Below are 23,410 nucleotides of genomic sequence, written 5' to 3'. Positions count from 1 at the left end.
AACGTGCCCCCGTCCGGAATTCCGGACGGGGGCTCCCGCTCGCCGGGGAGCTCTTGAGAGGATGTCGCCACGACGGGTCGCCGCTACGGGGCGACGGGGGCGGGTCGACGGGGCGGGCGCGGCGCGCCCCTGGCCGCGCTCCGCTGGCATCAGGGGGTAGCAGGTCCGTGAATCGCATCGGAGTGACCGGTCACCGCTCCATCCCCGCCGAGGCCGAGGCCCATGTGCTCGCGGGTCTGCGGGCCGCGCTGTGCGGCCTCGACGGCGCGACGCAGGCGCTCTCCAGCCTGGCGGTCGGCGCCGACCAGCTCTTCGCCGACCTCGCCCTCGCCTGCGGCGCCGAACTGACCGCCGTGATCCCCAGCGGCGACTACGAGGCCTGCTTCGAGAACGCCGTCGACCTCGGCCGCTACCGGATGCTCAAGGCGCGCGCGGCGCGGGAGGTCCGGCTCGACTTCCCGCACTCCACCGACGAGGCGTACTACGCGGCGGGCGCCTACATCGCCGACCACTGCGACCGGCTGCTCGCCGTCTGGGACGGCCTCCCGGCCCGGGGCCTCGGCGGCACGGGCGACATCGTGACGTACGCCCGCACCCTGGGCCGCCCGGTCACCGTGATCTGGCGCGACGGAGTACTGCGCGGCTGACCGGAGGGCGCCATGACCGGGAGGCCGCCCATGACCGGTGGGTGCCCGCCGAGCAGGCCGTACGAGGGGGGACGCCCCCGACCCCGTACGGCGGCCTCCCCGGCTCACACGCGATGTCTGACCAGCCAGTCGGTGTGCTCGGGCGACACGATCCGCTCGGTCTCGAAGACCGCCGCCGGCCAGTGCCGCTCGGTGAGGGTGGTCTCCATGGCGGCCTGCATCGACTCCAGGTCCTTCTCCACCAGCGAGTGCGCCGAGACCAGCGGATGGTGCCGCCGCATCTCGTTCCAGGCGAGACAGGCCGCCGCCGCCGCGGAGAACGCCCCCGTCAGGCCGAACGAGCGCCCCACCCCGAAGGCTTGGAACACGCTCAGCGCCAGCGCCGGGAGCGTCAGCGCGACAATGGCGCCCGACCACAGGAGCGCCCCGCGCCGCGAGGCCTGCTGGCGCCTGCGGTACCAGCGCCGCTGTTCGATGAGCCGGTCCCGTACATACGTTTCCTTGCGCACCGTGTAGGCCTTGTTCCGTAACGCGCGCATGGATTCCGTGATGAGGCCGCCGGAATCCGGCAGTTCCTCGCGCGGATCGGCCCAGCCCACTTTCCGCAACTCCTGGAGGCCGTCCTCCAGACGATTGGCGAACAGCGCCTCCGGGTGCTCGGACGCGCTGTCGAACGGTGCCCCGTGGACCGCGTAGCGCCAGCAGTTGGACTTGATGAACTCGGCCGCCGAGCGGTTCAGTTGCCAGTGCGACTTTGCTTTGCGGTGGGAGGCGAGGAAGGTCGCGAAGAGCACGCCCAGATAGGCCAGCACCGCGGCGCCGTACAGGGCACGGGCCGCCGGACCGTCCTCGGTGTGCCAGGGCAGCGCCGCGGGCACCGTGCCCGCCACGAGCAGCGCGAGCTGAGCCCGGGTGGTGTTCACGGCCTCACGCTGGCGGGCCACGGCGACCGCGTCGGTGTGGTGGAACAGCGTCGGCAGGTCGTCGTTCCTGAAGACCATGGATCTCAGCGGCTCGGGCAACGCCGTCATGGACGCCTCCGTCTGCAGTTGTCGTCTGACCCGGCCGGTCGTGGCGCCTGCCCCGCCCGGGCCACGAGAGTAGGGGGGAGGACCGGACGCGGCAAGGGCGTCCCGGCTCCTTGGACGGTCACCACGACAGGGTTCGGCCACTTCCGCGCGGGTGACCTTCCTCACATCGCGACACTGTGGCAAGGTGGTCCAACTGGGCTGAACCAGAAGTGAGTTGCCGCCCCCTGCGGTGGGCGCGACCACCTCCGTGCGGGGAGGGGCCATCGAGAGTGACCGGGACGGCGGGCGTGCTCCCGCCGCGGTGCGCCGGGCGGGTCGACGCACCGCGCACCCGGGCGCGGGTCACGGGCGCCGTGGGCGCGGGCCACGGACCCGTCCCGGACCGCGTGCGCGTCGCCCGGGCGGGACACGGTCTCCCTGGCGAGGCGCTGGTGAACGGGTGAACCGCCGTCCCGCCGGAGCCCCCCGGCGCCCGCCGTCCGGGACCCGCGCGGTGCGCGCCCCCGGCACCTGTGCGAGCGCTCTCGCCGGTGGCGGAAAGCCTCTCACCTGCGCGTGCCGGCGGCGGCCGGGGCAGCCCACGGGCCCGCCGGTTCCGCCGCTCGTCCCCCGCTCACCCGAGCGGCCGAGCGGAAGGTGTGTTTCGAGTTTCGAATCCAGGTGTGAAGGCCGCTCCGCCGGCATGTGGAAGAGCCTCCGCGGTAGTAAAGTGCGCGTGCCGGAAGGTGTGATGACACGCAATCCGGCAGCGTTTCAATGTCCGGAAACAGACCCCTTCAGGATCCCCCTAGGACGGCCGTGAAGACCTACGGAACCACCCCCGCCTTCGCCTCTGCGAAGACCCGCGCGACTCTCTCGGCGACCGACGTCCGGAGCGCCGAGGCCGCCAGGAAGATCAACCGCGTATGCGGTGCCACAACGGCCAGGTCCACCCGGATCTCCACGTTCAATTCGGCTCTCTGAGCCGACGTCAGAAGCGGCTAGAATGACGGGATGACAGGACCCCTGGTCCCCTTCCGTGAATTCGTGCTGAAAGTGCACAGCAGGTGCGATCTGGCCTGTGATCATTGTTATGTCTACGAACATGCCGACCAGAGCTGGCTGACACGCCCCAAGACCATCTCTGACGAGGCGATTTCCTGGACTGCCCGGCGCCTGGCCGAGCATGCGACGACTCATGCGCTTCCCTCCGTAACAGTGATCCTGCACGGTGGGGAACCGCTCCTGGCGGGGCCCGCGCGACTGCGACGGGTCTGCGAGGAGCTCGGCTCGGCTCTGAACGGCATCGCTGAGCTGGACCTCAGGATCCACACCAACGGCGTCCAGCTCAGCCCCCGTTACCTCGACCTCTTCGACGAGTTCCACGTCCGGGTCGGGATCTCGCTCGACGGCGACCGCGCGGCCAACGACCGCCACCGCCGGTTCGCCGATGGACGCAGCAGCCACCCGATGGTGCTGCGCGCCGTCGAACTGCTCCGCGAGGAGCGCTACCGCCACCTGGACCTCGGCCTGCTGTGCACGGTCGACATCCCCAACGACCCGGTGGCCGTCCAGGACGCTCTCGCCGGGCTCCGACCCCCGCTCGTCGACTTCCTGCTGCCGCACGCCACCTGGGACGACCCGCCCCCGCGGCCGGACGGATCGCCCACCGCGTACGCCGACTGGCTCCTGACGGTCTTCGACCGCTGGACGGAGCAGGGCCGCCCCATGCCCGTCCGCATGTTCGCCTCGGTGCTCTCCAGCCTGAACGGCGGCCCCAGCCTCACCGAGTCCCTCGGCCTGGCCCCCACCGACCTCGTCGTCATCGAGACCGACGGCCAGCTGGAACAGGTCGACTCGCTCAAGAGCGCCTACGAGGGCGCCGCCGCCACCGGGTTCGACGTCTTCCGCAACACCTTCGACGAGGTCGCGGCCCACCCCGGCGTCCGGGCGCGGCAGCTCGGTCTGGCCGGGGTCAGCGAGACCTGTCGCCGCTGCCCCGTCGTGCGCTCGTGCGGCGGCGGGCTCTACACCCACCGGTACCGCTCCGGAAGCGGCCCCGAAGGTCTCGACAGTGCCCCCGAAGGCCTTCTCGACAGCGGCTTCGACAACCCGTCGGTCTACTGCGCCGACCTGGCCGCCCTGATCCGGGGCATCGAGGAGCGCACGGCCGCGGCCACCGAGTCGCCCGCCGTCCGGGCGCCCGACGAACTGCTCGCCGCCCATCAGGACCTGACCCGGACCCTGCTCGCGGCTCTCCACGACACCCTCGACGGGCGGGGCGGGGCCCTCTGGGACGACGCCTGGCGGCTCGCGGCGACGCTGGAGGCGGACGCCCCGGGCGCCGAGGCGCTCGACACGGTGCTCGCCCACCCCTACACCCGCACCTGGCTCGTCGGCGCCCTGGAGGACGTCGAGGCGGGCCGCGGCCTGACGGGGCCCGCCGCCGAACGGCTCGGCGCCACCGTGGCCGCCGCCGCCGTCCGCGCCGGACACGACCTGTCCGTGCCGGTGGCGTACCGGGACGGAGGCCTGTACCTGCCCACCCTCGGCACCGTGCTCCTCGGCGGCCCGGGGGAGCGGGGAACGGCCGTGGTGCGCGCCACGGCCGACGGATTCCTCGTCCGCCGGCCACAGGACGCGCCCGGCACGGAGCTGCGCATCGCCCCCGATGAGCCCGAGGGCCCGCACTGGCTGCCCGTACACGTCCTGCGCCGGGCGCCCGCCCCCGTACTCCTGCTGGACGACCTCGACCCCCTCCGCGACTGCTTCGACGCCCCCGCGACCGACCGCCTGGAAGCGGAGGAGGCCGACGCCTGGGCGCACCGGGTCGGCGAAGCCTGGTCGCTGCTGGCCGACGCCGTACCCGGCCAGGCGGCCGAGGCGGCCCTGACGTTGACCACGCTGACCCCGTTGCTCACCGGTGACGCCGAGCCGGGGCGCCACGGGCCCGGCGCGCTCGGCGTCGGGCCGTCGGCGGAGCCGAACGAACTGGCACTCGGCCTGCTGAGCGGATTCCGCCGGGCGAAACTGCGGGCGCTCGGGGAAGTGACGGATCTTTACGCCTTGGACGGTACCTGGGAACATCGGACGCCTTGGGGGAACGAACACGTGACGTTCTCCCGACTGCTGGCCGAGACATTCGAACGGGCGGGGCTCGGGCTTTACGACCCGCGCTTCCTCACGGGTGTTCCGGAAGCTCTCGACAAGATCGAAAACGCGGCGGAGGTGACGGTCGACGGAAAACAGCTGGTCTCCGCTGTCCGCAAGGAGATCAGCGGAACCCGGAGTGCGACCGAGAAGAATGGCGGCAGGAGCCTCCCGTCGTAAGGTCATGCGGCGAACGTCCTGGGATCTGACCAGAAAGTGACGTTCGAATGACCGAACGGCAGGGGGGTGGAAAGCGGTCCGCTCCGGAATGATGAGTTCGCTTCCACTCCCTATCCTCCTTCCGGGATGCGAGTGCTCACACAGGACGGGGGTCGTGTGCACGCATCGACGCAACAGCGAGCGGTGGGCCATCGGCCGTATTTCTTTCTGAGTTACGCCCACACGCCGGGGTACGGCGGCGGCACGGACCCCGATATGTGGGTCGAACGGCTTTTCCAGGACCTCTGCGGCCACGTGATGGCCATGACCGACTTACCCGCGGGCGCGCCCGCGGGCTTCATGGACCGGGAGATACGTTCCGGAGAGGGCTGGTCCGAACGGCTCGGCGACGTCCTCGCCACCTGCCGGGTCTTCGTCCCGCTGTTCTCGCCGCGCTACTTCGCCAGCGAGATGTGCGGCAAGGAATGGTACGCCTTCGAACAGCGCGCCATCCACCACCGCGCCCGCTCCAACCAGCCCGCCGAGGCCATCGTCCCGGCACTCTGGGTACCGGTGCCGCCGAGCCAACTGCCCGGCTCCGCGGAGCGGTTGCAGTTCAACCACCGTGATTTCGGGGAACGGTACGTCAGCGACGGCCTGTACGGCCTGATCAAGCTCAGACTCTTCGCCGAGGAGTACGAACGGGCCGTCTACGAACTGGCCAAACGCATCGTGAGCGTCGCCGACTCGGTCCGCATCGACACCGGGCGGCCTGTCGACTACCGCCTCGCGCCCAGCGCCTTCGGCTCCCCCAGCAGCGGAGTCGGAGCCCCCCGGCCGATGCAGATCACCATCGCGGCGCCGACGCGCCACGATCTGCCCGAGGGCCGCAACAGCGACCACTACGGCGACCACCCCCAGGACTGGAACCCCTACTACCCGGCGGCCGCGCGCCCGCTGGCCTATGTGGCGGAAGAACTGGTCCGCTCCCTCAACTACCAGGCCGTCATCACGTCGTTCGACGAGGACCGGCACGACGGCAAGACCCCGCCCACCACCCCCGAGATCCTGCTCGTCGACCGCTGGGCCCTCCGGGACGAGGACCACCGCCGCAGGCTCGCCGCCTTCGACGCCGAGAACCGGCCCTGGGTGACCATGGTCGTGCCGTGGAGCCGCGACGACCACCAGAGCAGAGCGGCGGAGAGCGAGCTCACCCGGATGCTCGAAGCGACCATGCCGATCAAGATGGGCCAGGGCCGGGCCCTGTGCCGGGCCGCCGCGAAAGGAGTGCCCACCATGGAGGCGTTCGGTCAACTCCTGCCCCAGGTGGTCGAGGTGGCCGCCCAGCAGTACCTCAAGCACGCCAAGGCCTACCCTCCCGGATCCGGCGGCGGCTCCGGTGAGCGGACCCGGCTCACCGGCCCCATGGGCAGTACGAGCTACATCCCCGACCCGCACGACCCTGCGACGGAAGCGGAGGACCTATGAGTGCCGGTCGTGACGGGCGCATCGTCACCTTCTACTCGTACAAGGGCGGTACCGGGCGCACCATGGCGCTCGCCAACACCGCCTGGATCCTCGCGGCCAACGGCAAGCGGGTACTGGCCGTCGACTGGGACCTGGAGGCCCCCGGGCTGCACCGGTTCTTCCACCCCTTCCTCGACCCGGCCACCCTCGGCGCCACCACCGGCGTGATCGACCTGATCACCGAGTACGCCTGGGCCGCGACCAGCCCCGCCCAGCGCCCCGAGGACTGGCACCGCGACTACGCCCGCATCCAGCCGCACGCCGTGTCGCTGACCCCGGAGTCGCTCGGCTGGGAGTTCCCGCAGGGCGGGACGCTCGACTTCGTCTCCGCCGGACGGCAGAACCGCGAGTACTCCGCGACCGTCTCCACCTTCGACTGGGACAACTTCTACGACCGGTTCGGCGGCGGCCACTTCTTCGACGCGCTGCGCGACGACATGAAGGCCAACTACGACTACGTCCTCATCGACAGCCGGACCGGCCTCAGCGACATCGCCGACATCTGCACCGTCCACCTCCCGGACGTGCTCGTCGACTGCTTCACCCTCAGCGACCAGTCCATCGACGGGGCGGCCTCCGTCGCCCGCCAGATCGCCGAGCGCAACACCGGCCGTCCCATCGCCCTCTACCCCGTCCCGATGCGCATCGACGAGGGCGAGAAGGAGAAGGCGGACGCCGGGCGGGCGCTGGCCCGGCTCAAGTTCGACCGGCTGCCGCGCGACCTGTCCGGCGACGAACTCACCGCCTACTGGGGCGCGGTGGAGATCCCCTACCGGCCCTATTACGCCTACGAGGAGACGCTCGCCACCTTCGGTGACGAGGCCGGGCTCTCCAACTCGCTGCTCTCCGCCTTCGAACGGCTCGTCGCGGTCATCACGGACCGGGAGATCACCTCGATGCCCCCGGTCGGCGAGGAGGTCCGCCTGCGGATCCGCGACGCCTTCACCCGGCGCAGGCCCGCCCTGCCCGCCGACCTCTTCCTCAGCTATGTGGCGGAGAACCGGATGTGGGCCGACTGGCTCGAATCGATCCTCACCCGGGCCGGCTTCCGGGTGGTCCCGCGCGACGTCTCCGCCGAACGCTCCCCCGACGAACCCGCCGACACCACCGCGGAGAGCGCCGCCCGCACCGTCGTGCTGCTCTCCAGCGCCTACCTGAAGTCGCAGCGCGCGGTCGAGCTGTGGGAGCGGACCGCCGCGGAGGCCGTGGGCAGCGGCCGCCGCCGACTGGTCCCCCTGCGGGTCGGGGACGTACGCCTGAGCGCCCCCTACATCGACCGCAACCCCGTCGACCTCTTCCGGCTGGACGAGGTGCACGCCACCACCGCCGTGATGCGGGCCCTGGACCGCCCGGTGCAGGTGGCGGACGGGGTCTCGCCCGGGCCCCGCTTCCCCGGCACCGTGCCGAGGATCTGGAACGCGCCGCCCCGCAACCCCGGATTCACCGGCCGCTCCCTCGTCCTGGAGCGGATGCGCGACCAGCTCGGCGGCGGCCTGGCCGTCGTCCTGCCGCAGCCGCAGACCCTGTACGGACTCGGCGGCGTCGGCAAGACCCAGGTGGCCCTGGAGTACGTGCACCGCTTCATGGCCGACTACGACCTGGTGTGGTGGATATCGTCCGAGCAGACCGACGACGTGGTCGCCTCGCTCGCCGAGCTCGCCGTCCGGCTAGGCGCCCAGGGCGGCGACGACATGGCCGCCGCCTCCCAGGAGGCCGTCGACCTGCTGCGGCGCGGCGTGCCCTCGGACCGCTGGCTGCTGGTCTTCGACAACGCGGACGACCCCGAGCAGCTGCGCCGCTACTTCCCGCAGGGAGGTTCCGGCCACATCCTGGTGACCTCCCGCAACCAGAGCTGGTCCCAGCACGGGGACGCGCTGCCCGTGGACGTCTTCCTGCGCGAGGAGTCGATCGAGCACCTCCAGCGCCGGGCGCCGGGGCTCAGCGACGAGGACGCCGACCAGGTGGCGACCGCCGTGGGCGACCTGCCGCTCGCCGTGGAGCAGGCGGCCGCCTGGATCGCGGAGACCGCCACGCCCATCGACGCCTATCTCGAACAGCTCGCCCGGCAGGCGCCCCAGGTCCTCGGGCTCAACCAGCCGGCCGGCTACCCGGAACCGGTCGCCGCGACCTGGAACATCTCCATCGCCCGGCTCAAGGAGCGCTCGCCCGCCGCCGTGCGGCTCCTCCAGCTCTGCGCCTTCTTCGCCCCGGAACCGATCTCCGCGAACCTCCTCTACAGCAAGGAGATGATCGACGCGCTGAAGCCGTACGACTCCTCGCTCCAGGAGAAGCTGGTGCTGGGCCGGGTCATCCGGGAGATCGGCCGGTTCGCCCTCGCCAAGGTCGACCAGGTCTCCAACTCCATCCAGGTCCACCGCCTCGTCCAGGCCGTGATCAAGGCGCAGCTCAGCGAGGAGGAGCAGCGCGAGGCGCGGCACGTCGTCCACCGCATCCTGGCCGGCGCCCGGCCCGACGACGACGAGCCGATCGACAACCCGGAGACCTGGCCGCGCTTCGCGACGATCTGGCCGCACCTCGGCCCCTCCGACGCCCGCAACTGCAAGGAGCCGGAGACCCGCAGGCTCCTGATCGACCGGGTCCGCTACCTCTGGAAGCGCGGCGACGTCAGGACCGCGGGCGCGCTCGGCGACGAGCTGCGGGAGATCTGGGAGGAGAAACTGGGGGAGCGGGACCTGCAGTACCTCTACCTCTGCTTCCATCTCTCCAACATCCTGCGTACCCGGGGCCGTTACGTGGAGGCGAAGGAGCTGGACGAGTTCACCCTGGAGCGGCAGCGGGCGGTGCTGGGCCCCGAGCACCCGCACACGTACATGACCACCAGCAGCCTGGCCATCGACCTCGGTCTGCTGGGGGACTACGCCCGGGCGATCGAGATGGCGACCGAGGCCCACGAGGGGTTCGGGCAGATCTTCCACGACTCCCACCCCCGGACCCTGGCCGCCGCCAACAACCTGGCCCTGAACCTGCGCAGCGTCGGCCAGTACGCCCGCGCCCGGGAGATCGACCAGGACGTCTACGACCTGCGCTCCCAGGTGCTCGGACCGGAGCACCCCTACAGCCTGTCCTCCGCCATGAACCTCGCCCGTGACCTGCGGGAGGTGGGACGGTACGAGGACTCGGTGGGGCTGCTCAGCACCACGTACAACAGCTTCAAGGAGACGATGGGCCGCAGCTTCCCCACCACGCTGAGCGCCGCGAAGAGCCTCGCGGTGTCGTTGCGCAGGGCGGGCCGGCTGGAGGACGCCCGCCGTCTCACGGTGGCGACCCGCGCCCGCTACCGGGCGAAGTACACCACCGCCAACCCCGACTCGCTGGCCTGCGACCTCAACCTCGCCGCGGACCTGTTCGCGGCGGGCGAGAGCGCCGAGGCGAGGGACACGGCGCAGGAGGTCGTCGACCAGTTCATGAAGGTGCCGGGGGAGAGGCACCCGTACACCCTGGCGGCGCAGAACAACCTCGGCGTCTACCTGACGGGGGCCGGGGAGACGGAGGCGGCGGAGCGGGTGCTGAAGCTGGTCGTCGCCTCCATGCGGGAGACGTTCGGCCGCGAGCACCCGAACACCCTTTTCTGTGTGATGAACCTGGCCAGCGCGACGGCGGACCGGGGAGAGCTGGACATCGTGCTGAAGACCGAGCAGCGGCTGTCCGGGCAGCTGCGCGAGGCGCTCGGGGCGCACCATCCGGAGACCCTGGCCATGACCTCGAACATGGCGGTCACGCTCGCTGCCGTGGGGCGGGAGGACGAGGCGGTGCAGTTGCGGGCGGAGATCGTCCCCGAGCTGTCGCGCCAGCTCGGCGACGACCATCCGCTGGTCCGGATGGCCCGGACCGAGGAGCGGTTCCGGCGGGAACTGGAACCGATGTCGGTGTGACCGCCCGGCCGGGAGGGCTCACCCTCCCGGCCGGACGGCCCACACGCTCCCGTCCGGGGGCTCCCGCTCGTCCAGCAGCCAGTCGAGGACGCGGGGGAGCATGGGGAACGCGTCGAAGTGGGCCGCCTTCGGTTCGAGTACGGCGGTGGCGCCCGGTATCTGCCCGGCCAGCCAGCGGGAGTGGCCGACCGGGGAGAAGACGTCCTTCACCCCGTGCCAGAGGAGCACCTTGCCGGTGATCCGGCCGGGATCGAACCCCCAGGGGCTGCAGAACGCGATGGCGTCGTCGATCCAGCCGTACGCCGAGGTGCGCAGCCCCTCGCTGTAGTTGCGCAGCAGCATGGAGCGGATCCCCGCGTCGTTGACCACGATCCGGTCGGAGTCGGTCAGCTCCCGGCGCAGGTCGTCCAGGAGCCTGACCGGGTCCCGGCGGATCTGCGCGGAGCGCGTGATGAAGGACTCCGCCAGGCTCTCCGGGTCGTCGGCCGCGGTGGAGTACGCGAGCACATTGGACGCGGCCATCCCGTCGAACCAGTCGAGACCGGCCGCGTCCGGGGGCGCGAGACTGACCAGCGCCGCGGTCCGGGTGATCCGTTCCGGCATCAGCGCCGCGCAGGCCAGGGCGTGCGGGGCCCCGCCGGAGCGGCCCACCACGGCGAATCGCTGCAGGCCCAGGGAGTCGGCGATGGCCCGGACGTCCTCGACGACGTCCGCGATCCGACGGCCCTCGTGGCGGTCGCTGCCGCCGTACCCCGGGCGGTCGTAGGTGATCAGCTGCGTATGGCGCTGATACAGCACCATGCCGCGGGGAGCGGGCCCGAGCCTGCTGCCCGGAGTGCCGTGAAGGAGGAAGACCGGTCTCCCCCGTGGATCGCCCATCCGCTCCACCATCAGATGCCGCCCGTCCGCCGCGAGCACCCGATTGCGCACCCGTTCCTCCTCCGCTCGGTCACCCGGCCGGCCCGGGCACGGTGTGCCCGGCGTGTGCTGCCCTTTCGATGATGACCCATCAGAGGCGTTACCGGGACTGTTGGGCGACAGGAACTGTGAAGGTACGGGGAGGCTCCCGGCGGACCATTTCCGTCGGCATCCGGACGGGTCGGTACACCATCCGGACCGGCACCGGCGAATACCGGACAGGACTAGTCCTCACCCAGGGGCTGTCGATGGTTGCACCGGGTGTTCGCGATCGGAACCGACGTGGCAGGACCCGGGGCAGGTGAACACCTCGCGGGCGAAGCGTCGCTGTCGTGTGCACGTCTGGAAGCCGACCTTGTGTGCCTTTCGCCGCGTCGGAATAGTGGGCGCCCCATCCTCCGTGTACGGGCACCCCACTTGCTCCGTGCGCGGCCCCACAGGAGGTCGAAGTTGAAGCATCGACGTATATCCAGGAAGCGTGCGACGCTGGCCGGCTCGGCCGTCGTCGCCCTGGTCGCAGCGGGATTCACGTTCCAGACTGCGAACGCCAGTGACAATGTGCCGGTATTCGCGGCCAAGACCCTCAGCGCGGACGCGGCCGGAAAGCTGGCCACCGCCCTGGACCGGGACCTGGGCGCGGACGCGGCAGGCTCGTACTACGACGCCACGGCGAAGGCCCTTGTCGTGAACGTCGTCGACGAGGCGGGCGCCGAGCAGGTCCGCCAGGCGGGCGGCAAGGCCAGAATCGTGGAGAACTCCCTCGCCGAGCTGAAGTCGGCCCGGGGGACCCTCACCGACAAGGCGACGATCCCGGGCACCTCCTGGGCGGTCGACCCGGTGAGCAACAAGGTGCTCGTCACCGCCGACAGCACGGTCGACGGCGCTGCCTGGAAGAAGCTCTCGGCCGTGGTCGAGGGTCTCGGCGGCACGGCCGAACTCAACAGGACGGCGGGTGAGTTCACGCCGCTGATCGCGGGCGGCGACGCGATCTGGGGCTCCGGCTCCCGCTGCTCGCTCGGCTTCAACGTGGTCAAGGGCGGGGAGCCGTACTTCCTGACCGCCGGCCACTGCACCGAGTCGGTCACCAGCTGGTCGGACACCCAGGGCGGCCCGGAGATCGGGGCGAACGAGGGCTCCAGCTTCCCGGAGAACGACTACGGCCTGGTCAAGTACACCTCGGACACCGCGCACCCCAGCGAGGTGAACCTCTACGACGGCTCGACCCAGGCGATCACGCGGGCGGGCGACGCGACGGTCGGCCAGGCGGTCACCCGCAGCGGCTCCACCACCCAGGTGCACGACGGTGAGGTCACCGCGCTGGACGCCACGGTCAACTACGGCAACGGCGACATCGTCAACGGCCTCATCCAGACGACGGTCTGCGCCGAGCCCGGCGACAGCGGCGGCGCCCTCTTCGCGGGCGACACCGCGCTCGGTCTGACCTCGGGCGGCAGCGGCGACTGCTCCTCGGGCGGCACGACCTTCTTCCAGCCGGTACCGGAGGCGCTGGCCGCCTACGGCGCCGAGATCGGCTGACGTTCCACGGCGTCACGGCGTCACGGCGTCACGGCGAGGCCCCCGGCGTACCGGGGGCCTCGCCTCTGCGCGGTGCGGGTGGAACGGGAACCGGCGGCCGGGAGGTCAGGCGGCCTTGGGCAGATTGTCGGAGTCCGCCTTGGCCGGGGAGACGCCGAAGGCTCTCACGGCCTGGTAGTAGGTCCAGGCCGTGCCGTTGCACGAGGTCTTCGTCGCGCCCGAGTAGCGGGCGCACACGCGCTTGAGGTCCTCGTAGAAGGCGGAGTCGACGCGGGCCTTGTTGGCGGAGAACGTACCGGCGGCCTTGTAGTTCCGGTAGCCGAAGTCATGGCGGGCGCAGGAGGTCTGGAAGGGGAAGCCGAACGGGTTGTCGGGAGAGCTGCTGCAGTAGTCCGTCGACCAGTTGAAGCCGTACGCCGACCAGGCGCCTTGGTTGTTGCGGGCGGCGTTCCAGGCGTTGTGGCTGGAGGCGCTCGTCTGGGTCCAGGAGCTCAGCACCTGGGGCTTGTCGGCGGGGGCGGCCGCGGCGGAGGCGGCGGTGACCAGGCTGAGCGGGAGCGACAGGGCGACCGCGGCGAGCGGAACCGTGAATCGACGACGCATGAGCGACCTCCGTGGGGTGAAAGGAGTGATTCTGGCCGGGCTCCTCGTCGGGTGGTACGAGGCCGCTCCAGCATGGCGTCATGCACCTGTCATGACTAGGCGTCGCGCTGACCGGACATCAAGAATTGGTGCGCACGTCAGATGGGCCGCCCGGCAGGGCGGCCCATGAACGTTTTACCGAGCGGAAGCGGGAGCGGGCGTCAGGTAGCCGTCGATCCGCCCGCCGCGCGTGCCGTCTCCGTACCGTCGTCGTCCCGCCCCGCCCGGTGCCGCATCGACAGCAGCAGGGTCAGCGCCGTGCCGACGACCGCCCAGGCCGAGAGCACCAGCAGGGGCCCGGTGACCGCGTTGCCCCGGAAGTAGGCGATCGAGCGGGCCACCCAGGTGCCCGCGCCCGGAGGGAGGGCCGGCCCGATCGCCCGCCAGAAGTCCGGGAGCATCGGGAGCGGGAAGGCTCCGCCCGCGCTCGGGTTGCCGGCGATGACGATGATCAGGACGGCCAGGCCGATGCCGACGATGCCGGTCAGCGCCTCCAGGGCGAGCGTGATCATGCCGACCGAGAAGACGACCAGGGCGCCGAGGCCGGCCAGGCCCCAGAAACTCCCCGGCAGGGCGCCGAGGATCGGGCCGATGATGACCGCGCCGCCGATGCCGCCCGCGATCGCGTACAGCGCCATGACCACGGTCCGGATCGTGGCCCGCTGCCGGTTGGCGGGTTTCGTGCCCGCGCTGATCGCCAGGATCGAGGCGCAGAGATAGCCGCCGACGCACCAGCCGACCACCAGGTAGAAGGACGAGAGTCCGTCGAAGTCGTCGGCGGAGGCCGGCGCCACGTCCACGGTCCGCACGGCCCGCTGCTGGGCGCCTTCGACCTGGGCGATGATCTTCTCCAGGGCGCCGGAGAGCACGGTCCCGCCCCCGGAGGCGACCAGCAGGGTGTCGGTGCGGCCCTCCGGCGAGACGATCAGGGCGCCGTCGATGTCGCGGTTCATGATCTGCTCGCGGGCCTCGGCGGCACTGCTCACCGTACGGGGGTCGAGCGGTCCGCCGGGGAGCCCGTCCAGCCGGTCGACGAGCTGCTGGGACATCTGCCGCGGGGCCACCACCCCGAAGGCCACATCCGTCGGCGTGGGCTTGTGCAGCGCTCCGACGTAGGAGGCGATGAACAGCAGTTGCAGTCCGAGCACACCGATGACGAGCAGGGCGGCCCGTGGGGTGACGGCGTTCTTCACCTCGTCGACGAAAGTCATGCCCCCACGGTCCCGGCGTGACGGCGTCCGCGCAGGCGGGGCGGGGCCGAACGGCGTAGCGCCGGGGCGGGCGAGCCTCGGGCTTTCCTTTCGTAAGGGCATGCTCTGCGGTAAGTTCCAGCCGTGGACGTGAGCTCTGAGGTCAAGGACGAGAAGGCCGTCGCGATGAGCGACGCATTCACGGCGGACTGCCCGGCCCGCACGGTGCTGAATCACGTCAGCAGCCGATGGGGCGTGCTGATTCTGGCCGCGTTGCAGGAGGGGCCGATGCGCTTCTACGTGCTGCGGGACAGGATCGGCGGCATCAGCGAGAAGATGCTGTCCCAGAATCTGCGGGTGTTCGTGCGGGACGGACTGATCGCCCGTGAGGTCGAAGCCACGGTGCCGCCCCAGGTGACCTACTCGCTCACCCCTCTGGGGCGGGAGCTGGCGGTGACACTGGGCGGCCTGGTCGAGTGGATCACGCATCGGATCGGAGATGTCCTCGCCGCGCGCGAGCGCCATGACGACGTGAAGTGAACCCGCTGTCCGTACGGCGCCCCGCTCCCTGTGGAGCGGGGCGCCTTTCCCGGTCGGGCGACTTCTCGAAAGTTTTCCCCGGGCCCGGCGGTCCGGCCTGCGCGCTATCGGCGCGGTCCGGGGCTGACCGACAGGTAGGCCCTTACTCATCGAAAGCTCAAAACCTAGGGTAAGCCCGACGGGTCGAGTGGCCCGGAAGGGAGAATTCGGTGGATACGGAAACCGCGCCGCGCGCCGGGGTGCGCGAGTGGATCGGGCTGGCGGCCCTGGCGCTGCCCGCGATGCTCGTGATCATGGATATGAGCGTGCTCCATCTGGCGCTGCCGACCCTGAGCCGGGATCTGGAGCCTTCAGGGGCGCAACTGCTCTGGATCACCGATGTCTACGGGTTCGTCATCGCCGGCGCGATGATCACCATGGGTACGCTCGGCGACCGCGTCGGCCGTCGCCGGATGCTGATGATCGGGGCCGTGGCCTTCGGCTTCGCCTCGGTGCTCGCCGCCTACGCTCCGACCGCGGAGACGCTGATCGTGGCTCGCGCCGTCCTCGGCCTCGCCGGTGCGGTGTTGGGCCCGTCGACGCTGTCGCTGATCAGCGCCATGTTCCACGACGCCAAGCAGCGCGGTTTCGCCATCACGGTGTGGATGACGAGCTTCATGCTGGGCGGCGCGGTCGGCCCGTTGGTCGGCGGTGTGCTGCTGGAGGCGTTCTGGTGGGGTTCGGTCTTTCTCGTGGCCGTGCCTGTCATGGTGTTCCTGCTGGTGGCGGGCCCGTTGGTGCTCCCGGAGGTCCGTAATCCGGACGCCGGCCGACTTGATCTGACCAGCGCCGCGATGTCGCTGGCCGCCATCCTGCTGGTCGTCCTCGGCGTGAAGGAGTTCGCCGGGGAGGGCGTCACCTGGCCGGCGTCGTTCGCCCTGGTGGCCGGTCTCGCGATCGGCGCCCTCTTCGTCGTACGGCAGCGTCGGCTCACCGACCCGCTGCTCGACATGAAGCTCTTCGCCGACCGCGGCTTCAGCGTCTCCCTCGGAACACTGACCCTGACCGTGGTGTTCATGCTGGGCAGCCAGTTCCTCATCGCCCAGTACATCCAGATGGTGGTGGGCATGGAGCCGCTGGAGTCGGCGGTGTGGAGCCTGCCGATGGTCGTCAGCGGAACCCTCGCGATGTTCGTCGCCCAGGGTGTGGCGGCCCAGGCGGGCAAGGCGTACGTCTTTGGCGCCGGTCTCACGATCGCCGCCATCGGCTTCGCCGTGCTCTCCCAGGTGGACAGCGGCTCCGGGATCGGAACCGTCGTCACGGCGGCGTCGCTGCTGTTCGCCGGTCTGATGCCGGTCTCGTCCCTCGGGATCGGGATGATCGTCGACGCCGCGCCGCCCGAGCGGGCGGGCTCGGCCGCCGCGGTGGGGGAGACGACGCAGGAACTGGGCGGCGCCCTCGGCATCGCGGTTCTCGGCAGCGTGCTGAACGTCGCGTACCACGGGGGGATGACCGGCTCGGTGCCGGACGGCGTACCCGTCCCCGCCCGGGAGACGGTCACCGACAACCTGCCCGCGGCCCTGGAGGTCGCCGGTCGGATGCCCGCGGAGACAGGGGCCCAACTCGTCTCCGTGGCGCGGGACTCCTTCGCCCAGGGTCTCTCGTGGATCGCGATGGGGGCCGTCCCGGTCATGCTCGCACTGGCTGTCACGGCCACGGTGCTGCTCCGGAACGTGGGGCGCGCCGACGGGGGCGCGGACCAGGAGAGGGAGACAGGGGGAGCGGAAGAGGCCGGCAAGTCGACGTCTGTGGCGGGGGCGGCGTCGTGAACTGACCCGACCCCTCGTCATGCGGCCGGCCATGGGTCGCCCTCTTCGGGGGAGACGGATGGCCGGCCGCGTCGGTGGCCGGGAACGAGCACCCCGCCCGCCAGTTTTTACCGACGCGTAACTTCCCTCTCCACCTTACTCGTGCGTAATTTGGCATGAGCACATAAAGCTCGTGGTCCGGGCCACAGGGCGCACCGCCATCGCACCTCCCTTGAGCCGCAAGGAGACCACACGATGCTGCCCTGGATCCGTGCCGCGCGCGTTCCCCGCACGCGCAGTCTGTTCGCCGCCCTGCTCCTCGCCCTCACCGTTCTCGTCGCCCCCACGGCGACCGCGACCGCGGCGACCCCGGCCGCCGCCGAGGCCACTTCGCGTGGCTGGAACGACTACTCCTGCAAGCCCTCCGCCGCCCATCCCCGCCCCGTCGTCCTGGTCCACGGAACCTTCGGGAACTCGATCGACAACTGGCTGGTCCTCGCCCCCTACCTGGTCAACCGGGGCTACTGCGTCTTCTCCCTCGACTACGGACAGCTCCCCGGCGTGCCCTTCTTCCACGGCCTCGGCCCCATCGACAAGTCCGCCGAACAGCTCGACGTGTTCGTCGACAAGGTCCTCGACGCCACCGGAGCCCCGAAGGCCGACCTCGTCGGCCACTCGCAGGGCGGCATGATGCCGAACTACTACCTGAAGTTCCTCGGCGGCGCCGACAAGGTCAACGCCCTCGTCGGCATCGCCCCGGACAACCACGGCACCACGCTGCTCGGCCTCACCAAGCTGCTGCCGTTCTTCCCCGGCGTCGAGAGGTTCATCGGCGACAAGACCCCCGGACTCGCCGACCAGATCGCGGGATCGCCCTTCATCACCAAGCTCACAGCGGGCGGTGACACCGTCCCCGGCGTCCGCTACACCGTCATCGCGACCCAGTACGACCAGGTCGTGACCCCGTACCGCACGCAGTACCTGGACGGGCCGAACGTACGCAACGTGCTGCTCCAGGACCTGTGCCCGCTCGACCTGTCCGAGCACGTGGCGATCGGGACCGTCGACCGCATCGCCTTCCACGAAGTGGCCAACGCCCTCGACCCGGCACGTGCCACCCCGACCACCTGCGCCTCGGTCATCGGCTGACCCCTTGCGTGACGACGGGCCGGGGCCCGGCGTCCGACGGTGCGGACGGTGGACCCCGGCCCGTCACGTCCTGCCGCGCCCGACGTCCCGGAGGGACGCGGCAGGGGTAGGGGGGTATGGGGGGGAGGGGTGCTGCGGCGGTCAGCGGCTGTGGCGGCCCGCAGCGGCGGCGGCCCGTCGGCGCTGCGAGGTGAACAGCACGGCCGCACCGGCGGCGAGGACTCCCGCGCCCCCGATCGCCAGATACGTGCTGCTGCTGGAACCGCCCGTCTCGGCCAGCACCTCGTCGGAGCCCGCCGCGTTGACCTCCGGGGTGTTGCCCTCAGCCTTCTTGGCCGGGGCGGCCGGGGCGGCCGGGGCGGCGGCGGTGGCCTTCGCCCCGGTGTTCGCGTCGTCGTCCCCGTGGCCGTTGTGCTCGACCGACGACTTCTCGGAACCCTCGGCGATGGCGTCCTCGGACGGCGCGGAGGGCTCCGCCGCCGGGGCCTCGGCACCGGAGTCACCACCGGAACCCTGCTGCCCCTCCTCCTTCTCCGCTCCACCGCCGGCCGAAGCGCCGCCGAACGTCACGTCGGAGCAGGCGTAGAACGCCTCGGGGGAGTCGGAGCGCTGCCAGACCGTGTAGACCAGCTGCCGCCCCGAGCGCTCGGGGACCGTCCCGTCGAAGACGTACGAACCGTTCTCCAGCGCCGGGTCGGTGGCCTCGGCGAAGGGCTTCGCCTCCAGGTCCGACCAGGCCAGCGGCTTCGTGGGGTCGTAACCGGGCTTGGTGAGGTACAGCTCGAACGATCCCCGGTGCGGGGCCGTCGCGCGGAACCGGAAGGTGTGCTCGCCCGCGGACATCGCGGTGGCCGGCCAGTCGGCGCGCGGGAGGTCCAGTCCCCTGAACTTGTCGTTGGCCGCGCTGCACAGCTTGCCGTCCGGGATCAACTCACGGTGCTTGCCCGCCGCGTTGGCGATGTTCACCCCGTTCCAGTCGTACAGCGCCTGCGTCCCGCTGGCCGCGACCGCCGCCCGGCACGCCGCCGACGTCGGGCTCTCGGGCCCCTCGGCGAAGCACGCGGACACCCGGCTCACCGGGTCGGTGAGCGAACCGTGCGCGACGGCCGGGGCGGAGGCCAGCCCGGCCAGTGCGAGCGGTGCGAAACCGAGGGCGAGAACACCGGCGGCCTTGCGACGAACGGTCATGGATGGATCTCCTTCGAAACAGCACAGCTGTGAGGGTGGCGCTCAGCAAGCTAGCCGCTCGGAAGGTCGAAAATGCCTGATGGGAGGGGGTAGTGGTGATCCTTATGATCGCGTTAAGGAAGGGTTAGGCAGGGGCTCAGGTAGCCGCGGCCCCCGCCGCCTCACCCCGTCCACCGGTACCGCCGCTCCGGCCGCCCCGTGCCTCCGTAGCGCAGGGTCACCTCGGCCCGGCCCGTCGCCGTGAAGTGCTCCAGGTAGCGGCGCGCGCTCACCCGGGACAGTGCTCCCACCTCGGCGCACTCCGAAGCGGACAGGCCCTCGGGGTGGTCGCGCAGGGTGCGTTCCACCAGGTCGGCCGTGGGGGCGGCCAGGCCCTTCGGCAGCTCGCGCGAGCCGGGCGGGCGGGTGCCGAAGATCTGGTCGACGTCCTCCTGGCGGGCCTCTCCCAGCCTGTCCAGGCGGGTGCGCAGCGAGGCGACGTGGCGCATCTGCTCCTGGAGCGCGGACCGGCTGAACGGCTTGATCAGATAGTGCAGGGCCCCCGCCCGCAGCGCGGCCCGGATCACCCCCGCGTCCCGGGCCGCCGTGATGAACAGGGCGTCCGCGCTGGGGCGCGAGGCGTCCCGCTCCTCCGCCGCACGCAAGGCGCGCAGCACCCCGATCCCGTCCATATCGGGCAGATAGATGTCCAGCAGCACCAGATCGGGGCGCAGCCGCTCGGCCGCCCGCAAGGCGTCGGCACCGTTGTGCGCCACCCCGACGACCGCGAAGCCGTCCATAGCGGACACATAGCGGCTGTGCAGCTTCGCGACCATGAAGTCGTCGTCCACCACCAGCACAGTTGTCACGCCGCCACGCTAGGCGGCGACCGCAATGACCACAACGTCCGTTGATACCGGAAGAGAGACAGCTTCTTAACGCGCAGGCAACATGTGGGCCACTTCACAGTTGAAAGGCGGAACCTGTGCGACTGCGCACTCTCCTCGCCCTCTTCGGGGCCGCGTTGCTGGTGGTGGTCGGGCCACCCCTGCTGTCCACCGGTGACGGTTCCGACACCGGCACCCAGATTCCCGGGCTCCGCTTCATGGTCCCCAACACTCCCGGCGGCGGTTACGACATCACCGCGCGCACCCTCGCCAAGAACGCCGAGGACGCCGGACTCACCCACAACATCGAGGTGTTCAACCTGCCGGGCGCCGGCGGAACGGTCGGCCTCACCCGGCTCGTCGGCGAGCACGGCAACGGCAAGCTCGCGCTCTCCATGGGGCTCGGCGTCGTCGGAGCCGTCCACACCAACAAGTCCCCGAGCACGCTGGCCGACACCACCCCGATCGCCCGGCTCACCGAGGAGCCGGACATCGTCGTCGTCTCCAAGGACTCCCCGTACCGGACCATCGCCGACCTGCTCGCCGCCTGGAAGAAGGACCCGGCCGGCGTCCCGGTCGGCGGCGGCTCCTCGCCCGGCGGCCCGGACCACCTCGCCCCGATGCTCATGGCACAGGCGGCCGGCATCGCCCCGAAGACGGTCAACTACATCCCGTTCGACGGCGGCGGCGAACTCCTCGCCTCCATCCTCGGCAACAAGGTCGGCTTCGGGGTCTCCGGCCTCGGCGAGTACCGCGACCAGATCGAGGCGGGCGAGCTGCGCCTGCTCGCCGTGACCGGTCCGAAGCGGGTACCTGGCCTCGACGCCCCCACCCTGCGCGAAGCCGGCCTCGACACCGAGTTCACCAACTGGCGCGGCGTCGTCGCCCCGCCCGGCCTCTCGCCGGCCGAACGCGACAAGCTCACCGGCCTCATCCGCGAACTCCACGGCACGAAGCAGTGGAAGGAGTCGATGAAGAAGAACGGCTGGGACGACGCACTCCTCATCGGCGAACCCTTCGGCGACTTCCTCGACGAGCAGAACCAGCGCGTCGCCACCGTTCTCAAGGAGCTGGGGCTGTGACCACCGGACCCACCGGACCCACCGGACCCATCCAAACCCCCAGCCCCGGGGCGCAGGCGAGCGCCGAAGCCGCACCGGAGGGGAACACCACCCTCACCTGGCTGCGCGAGCACTCCGAACTCGGCGTCTGCGTCCTGCTGTTCGCGCTCGGCGTGCTCGTTCTCACCGACGCGTTCACCATGAGCGTCGACATCGCCCAGCGCGGTCCCGTCGGCCCCCGGACGGTCCCCTTCGTCATCGGCGGTCTGTTCCTCCTCATCTCCGTCCTGCTCGCCGGCGACGTCCTGCGCGGCGGCCGGGGCGAGGCGGAGGGCGGCGAGGACGTCGACCTCGACGAACCGGCCGACTGGCGCACCGTCCTCCTGCTCACCGGGGTCTTCCTCGGCGCAGCCGTCCTGATCGGCCCCCTGGGCTTCCCGATCGCCGGGGCGCTGCTCTTCTGGGGCTCCGCCTACGCGCTCGGCAGCCGGCACCACGGCCGGGACCCGCTCATCGCGGCCGGCATCTCCCTCGCCACCTATTTCATCTTCGACAACCTGCTCGGTGTCCCCCTTCCGGGCGGCCCGCTGATGGGGGTGCTCTGACCGATGGATTCCCTCAACTCCCTCATCGACGGCTTCGGTACCGCGCTCACCCCGATGAACCTGCTGTGGGCCGCGATCGGCGTCCTGCTCGGGACCGCGATCGGCGTGCTCCCCGGCATCGGCCCGGCGATGGCCGTGGCGCTGCTGCTCCCGGTGACGTACGGACTCGACCCGACCGGCGCGTTCATCATGTTCGCCGGGATCTACTACGGCGCGATGTTCGGCGGCTCCACCACCTCGATCCTCCTCAACACCCCCGGGGAGAGCGCGGCCGTGGTCGCCGCGATCGAGGGCAACCCGATGGCGAAGGGCGGACGCGGAGCGCAGGCTCTCGCCGCCGCCGCGATCGGTCACTTCGCGGGCGGCATGATCGGCACGATCCTGCTGGTCGTCCTCGCCCCGACCGTCGCCTCCCTCGCCATCGGCATCGGCGCCCCCGACTACTTCGCCATCATGGTGCTGGCCTTCATCGCCGTCACCTCCGTCCTCGGCGCCTCCCGCATCCGCGGCATCGCCTCGCTCCTCATCGGCCTCACCATCGGACTGGTCGGCCTCGACCAGATGACCGGCCAGCAGCGCCTGACCTTCGGCTCGCTCCAACTGGCCGACGGCGTCGACGTGGTCATCGTCGCGGTCGGACTCTTCGCGATCGGCGAAGCGCTCTGGGTCGCCGCCCACCTGCGCCGCTCCACCGGAAAGCCGATCCCCGTCGGCAGACCGTGGCTCGGCCGCGCCGACCTGAAGCGCACCTGGAAGCCCTGGCTGCGCGGTCCCGTCATCGGCTTCCCCTTCGGGGCGATCCCGGCGGGCGGCGCGGAGATCCCCACCTTCCTCAGTTACGTCACCGAGAAGCGGCTCTCCAAACACCGTGACCAGTTCGGCAAGGGGGCCATCGAAGGCGTCGCGGGACCGGAGGCCGCCGCCTCCGCCTCCGCCGCCGGAACCCTCGTCTCGATGCTCACGCTCGGTCTGCCCACCACCGCCGTCGCCGCCGTGATGCTGGCCGCCTTCCAGCAGTACGGGATCCAGCCCGGCCCCCTGTTGTTCGAACGCGAACCGGAGCTGGTCTGGGGCCTCATCGCCTCGCTCTTCGTCGGCATGGTGCTGCTGCTCGCCCTCAACCTGCCGCTCGCCCCCGTCTGGGCGAAGCTCCTGCGGATCCCGCGCCCCTACCTGTACGCGGGCATCCTCTTCTTCGCCGCCGTCGGCGCGTACGCGGTCGGCGGCGAGTCCCTCGACCTGGTGATCCTCCTGATCATCGGGCTGATCGGGTTCGGGATGCGGCGCTACGGACTGCCGGTGCTGCCCGCCGTCATCGGGGTGATCCTCGGCCCGGCCGCCGAACAGCAGCTGCGCCGCGCGCTCCAGATCAGCGACGGGAGCGTGTCCGGCCTGGTCAACACCCCGTTCTCCGTCACGGTCTACGCGATCGTGGTGCTGATCGTGGCGTGGCCGCTGATCAGCCGGCTGATCGTCCGGCTGCGCGGCGGCAGGAAAACGGCAGAGGAGTCCCGCACTGTCAGTGGCGGCTGAGAGCATCGG

18 protein-coding genes are annotated in these 23,410 nt (G+C 71.1%); 12 read left to right on the top strand and 6 right to left on the bottom strand.

The genetic code is table 11. From position 1 onward, the window contains the following. Window positions 1-167 precede the first annotated feature (167 nt). The gene (locus tag D581_RS0123400) at window positions 168-647 is read left to right on the top strand and encodes a hypothetical protein (RefSeq protein WP_026290829.1); all 480 of its coding nucleotides are present in this window, start codon (window positions 168-170) and stop codon (window positions 645-647) included. 104 nt (window positions 648-751) lie between these two features. Here D581_RS0123400 and D581_RS0123395 read toward each other — a convergent pair whose 3' ends face one another. Then, on the bottom strand, window positions 752-1,678 hold the full coding sequence (locus D581_RS0123395; protein ID WP_018959622.1) for a DUF4231 domain-containing protein: 927 nt from the start codon (window positions 1,676-1,678) through the stop codon (window positions 752-754). A gap of 756 nt (window positions 1,679-2,434) precedes the next feature. On the opposite strand from D581_RS0123395, the gene fxsA reads away from it, so the two are divergent. The 4 genes from fxsA to fxsT all read left to right on the top strand — a co-directional run bounded on the left by fxsA (window position 2,435) and on the right by fxsT (window position 10,386). Then, window positions 2,435-2,641, top strand: coding sequence for an FxSxx-COOH cyclophane-containing RiPP peptide (gene fxsA, locus D581_RS1000000139960; protein ID WP_169808531.1), 207 nt, complete (start codon window positions 2,435-2,437; stop codon window positions 2,639-2,641). 30 nt (window positions 2,642-2,671) lie between these two features. Further along, window positions 2,672-4,987, top strand: coding sequence for a radical SAM/SPASM protein FxsBH, inactivated beta-hydroxylase extension form (fxsBH, locus tag D581_RS0123380; RefSeq protein WP_078625907.1), 2,316 nt, complete (start codon window positions 2,672-2,674; stop codon window positions 4,985-4,987). A gap of 126 nt (window positions 4,988-5,113) precedes the next feature. Continuing rightward, on the top strand, window positions 5,114-6,454 hold the full coding sequence (gene fsxC, locus D581_RS0123375) for an FxsC protein (protein ID WP_158688626.1): 1,341 nt from the start codon (window positions 5,114-5,116) through the stop codon (window positions 6,452-6,454). Beyond that, window positions 6,451-10,386, top strand: coding sequence for an FxSxx-COOH system tetratricopeptide repeat protein (gene fxsT / locus D581_RS0123370; protein WP_018959618.1), 3,936 nt, complete (start codon window positions 6,451-6,453; stop codon window positions 10,384-10,386). Before fsxC ends, fxsT begins: the two co-directional genes overlap by 4 nt. An 18-nt stretch (window positions 10,387-10,404) precedes the next feature. Here the strand turns inward: fxsT and D581_RS0123365 are convergent, their stop codons facing one another. Continuing rightward, entirely contained in the window at window positions 10,405-11,316 is a 912-nt protein-coding gene (locus tag D581_RS0123365; protein WP_018959617.1) for an alpha/beta fold hydrolase, read from the bottom strand. Window positions 11,317-11,754: 438 nt separating this feature from the next. Between D581_RS0123365 and D581_RS0123360 the strand changes: the two genes are divergently transcribed. Next, a complete protein-coding gene (locus D581_RS0123360; protein WP_018959616.1) occupies window positions 11,755-12,840 on the top strand; it encodes a S1 family peptidase in 1,086 nt (361 codons plus the stop codon). Window positions 12,841-12,945: 105 nt separating this feature from the next. Here D581_RS0123360 and D581_RS0123355 read toward each other — a convergent pair whose 3' ends face one another. Beyond that, a complete protein-coding gene (locus D581_RS0123355; RefSeq protein WP_018959615.1) occupies window positions 12,946-13,443 on the bottom strand; it encodes a phospholipase in 498 nt (165 codons plus the stop codon). A gap of 200 nt (window positions 13,444-13,643) precedes the next feature. Beyond that, a complete protein-coding gene (locus D581_RS0123350) occupies window positions 13,644-14,693 on the bottom strand; it encodes a membrane protein (RefSeq protein ID WP_018959614.1) in 1,050 nt (349 codons plus the stop codon). 123 nt (window positions 14,694-14,816) lie between these two features. Between D581_RS0123350 and D581_RS0123345 the strand changes: the two genes are divergently transcribed. The 3 genes from D581_RS0123345 (at window position 14,817) to D581_RS0123335 (ending at window position 18,148) form a co-directional block, all read left to right on the top strand. After that, complete coding sequence (locus D581_RS0123345) at window positions 14,817-15,212, top strand: winged helix-turn-helix transcriptional regulator (RefSeq protein ID WP_018959613.1); 396 nt, start codon at window positions 14,817-14,819, stop codon at window positions 15,210-15,212. A 209-nt stretch (window positions 15,213-15,421) separates the two neighbouring features. Continuing rightward, window positions 15,422-17,020, top strand: coding sequence for an MFS transporter (locus D581_RS0123340; RefSeq protein ID WP_018959612.1), 1,599 nt, complete (start codon window positions 15,422-15,424; stop codon window positions 17,018-17,020). A 234-nt stretch (window positions 17,021-17,254) separates the two neighbouring features. Beyond that, the gene (locus tag D581_RS0123335) at window positions 17,255-18,148 is read left to right on the top strand and encodes an esterase/lipase family protein (RefSeq protein WP_018959611.1); all 894 of its coding nucleotides are present in this window, start codon (window positions 17,255-17,257) and stop codon (window positions 18,146-18,148) included. 141 nt (window positions 18,149-18,289) lie between these two features. Here D581_RS0123335 and D581_RS0123330 read toward each other — a convergent pair whose 3' ends face one another. Further along, window positions 18,290-19,336, bottom strand: coding sequence for a lytic polysaccharide monooxygenase (locus tag D581_RS0123330; protein WP_018959610.1), 1,047 nt, complete (start codon window positions 19,334-19,336; stop codon window positions 18,290-18,292). A gap of 161 nt (window positions 19,337-19,497) precedes the next feature. After that, entirely contained in the window at window positions 19,498-20,184 is a 687-nt protein-coding gene (locus D581_RS0123325; protein ID WP_026290828.1) for a response regulator, read from the bottom strand. Between the two features lie 116 nt (window positions 20,185-20,300). On the opposite strand from D581_RS0123325, the gene D581_RS0123320 reads away from it, so the two are divergent. The 3 genes from D581_RS0123320 to D581_RS0123310 are packed head-to-tail and all read left to right on the top strand — an operon-like array spanning window position 20,301 to window position 23,401. Continuing rightward, window positions 20,301-21,284: a Bug family tripartite tricarboxylate transporter substrate binding protein gene (locus D581_RS0123320; RefSeq protein WP_018959608.1), complete on the top strand. Its 984-nt coding sequence runs from the start codon at window positions 20,301-20,303 to the stop codon at window positions 21,282-21,284. Continuing rightward, window positions 21,281-21,868, top strand: a complete 588-nt coding sequence (locus D581_RS0123315; protein WP_018959607.1) for a tripartite tricarboxylate transporter TctB family protein — start codon at window positions 21,281-21,283, stop codon at window positions 21,866-21,868. The genes D581_RS0123320 and D581_RS0123315 overlap by 4 nt, the downstream gene beginning before the upstream one ends. A 3-nt stretch (window positions 21,869-21,871) precedes the next feature. Further along, on the top strand, window positions 21,872-23,401 hold the full coding sequence (locus D581_RS0123310) for a tripartite tricarboxylate transporter permease (RefSeq protein ID WP_018959606.1): 1,530 nt from the start codon (window positions 21,872-21,874) through the stop codon (window positions 23,399-23,401). Window positions 23,402-23,410: the final 9 nt, after the last annotated feature.

The sequence above is a fragment of the Streptomyces sp. CNB091 genome (genome assembly GCF_000377965.1).
Note: the sequence above shows the minus strand (reverse complement) of the source record. Positions and strands in the feature narration are given on the sequence as shown.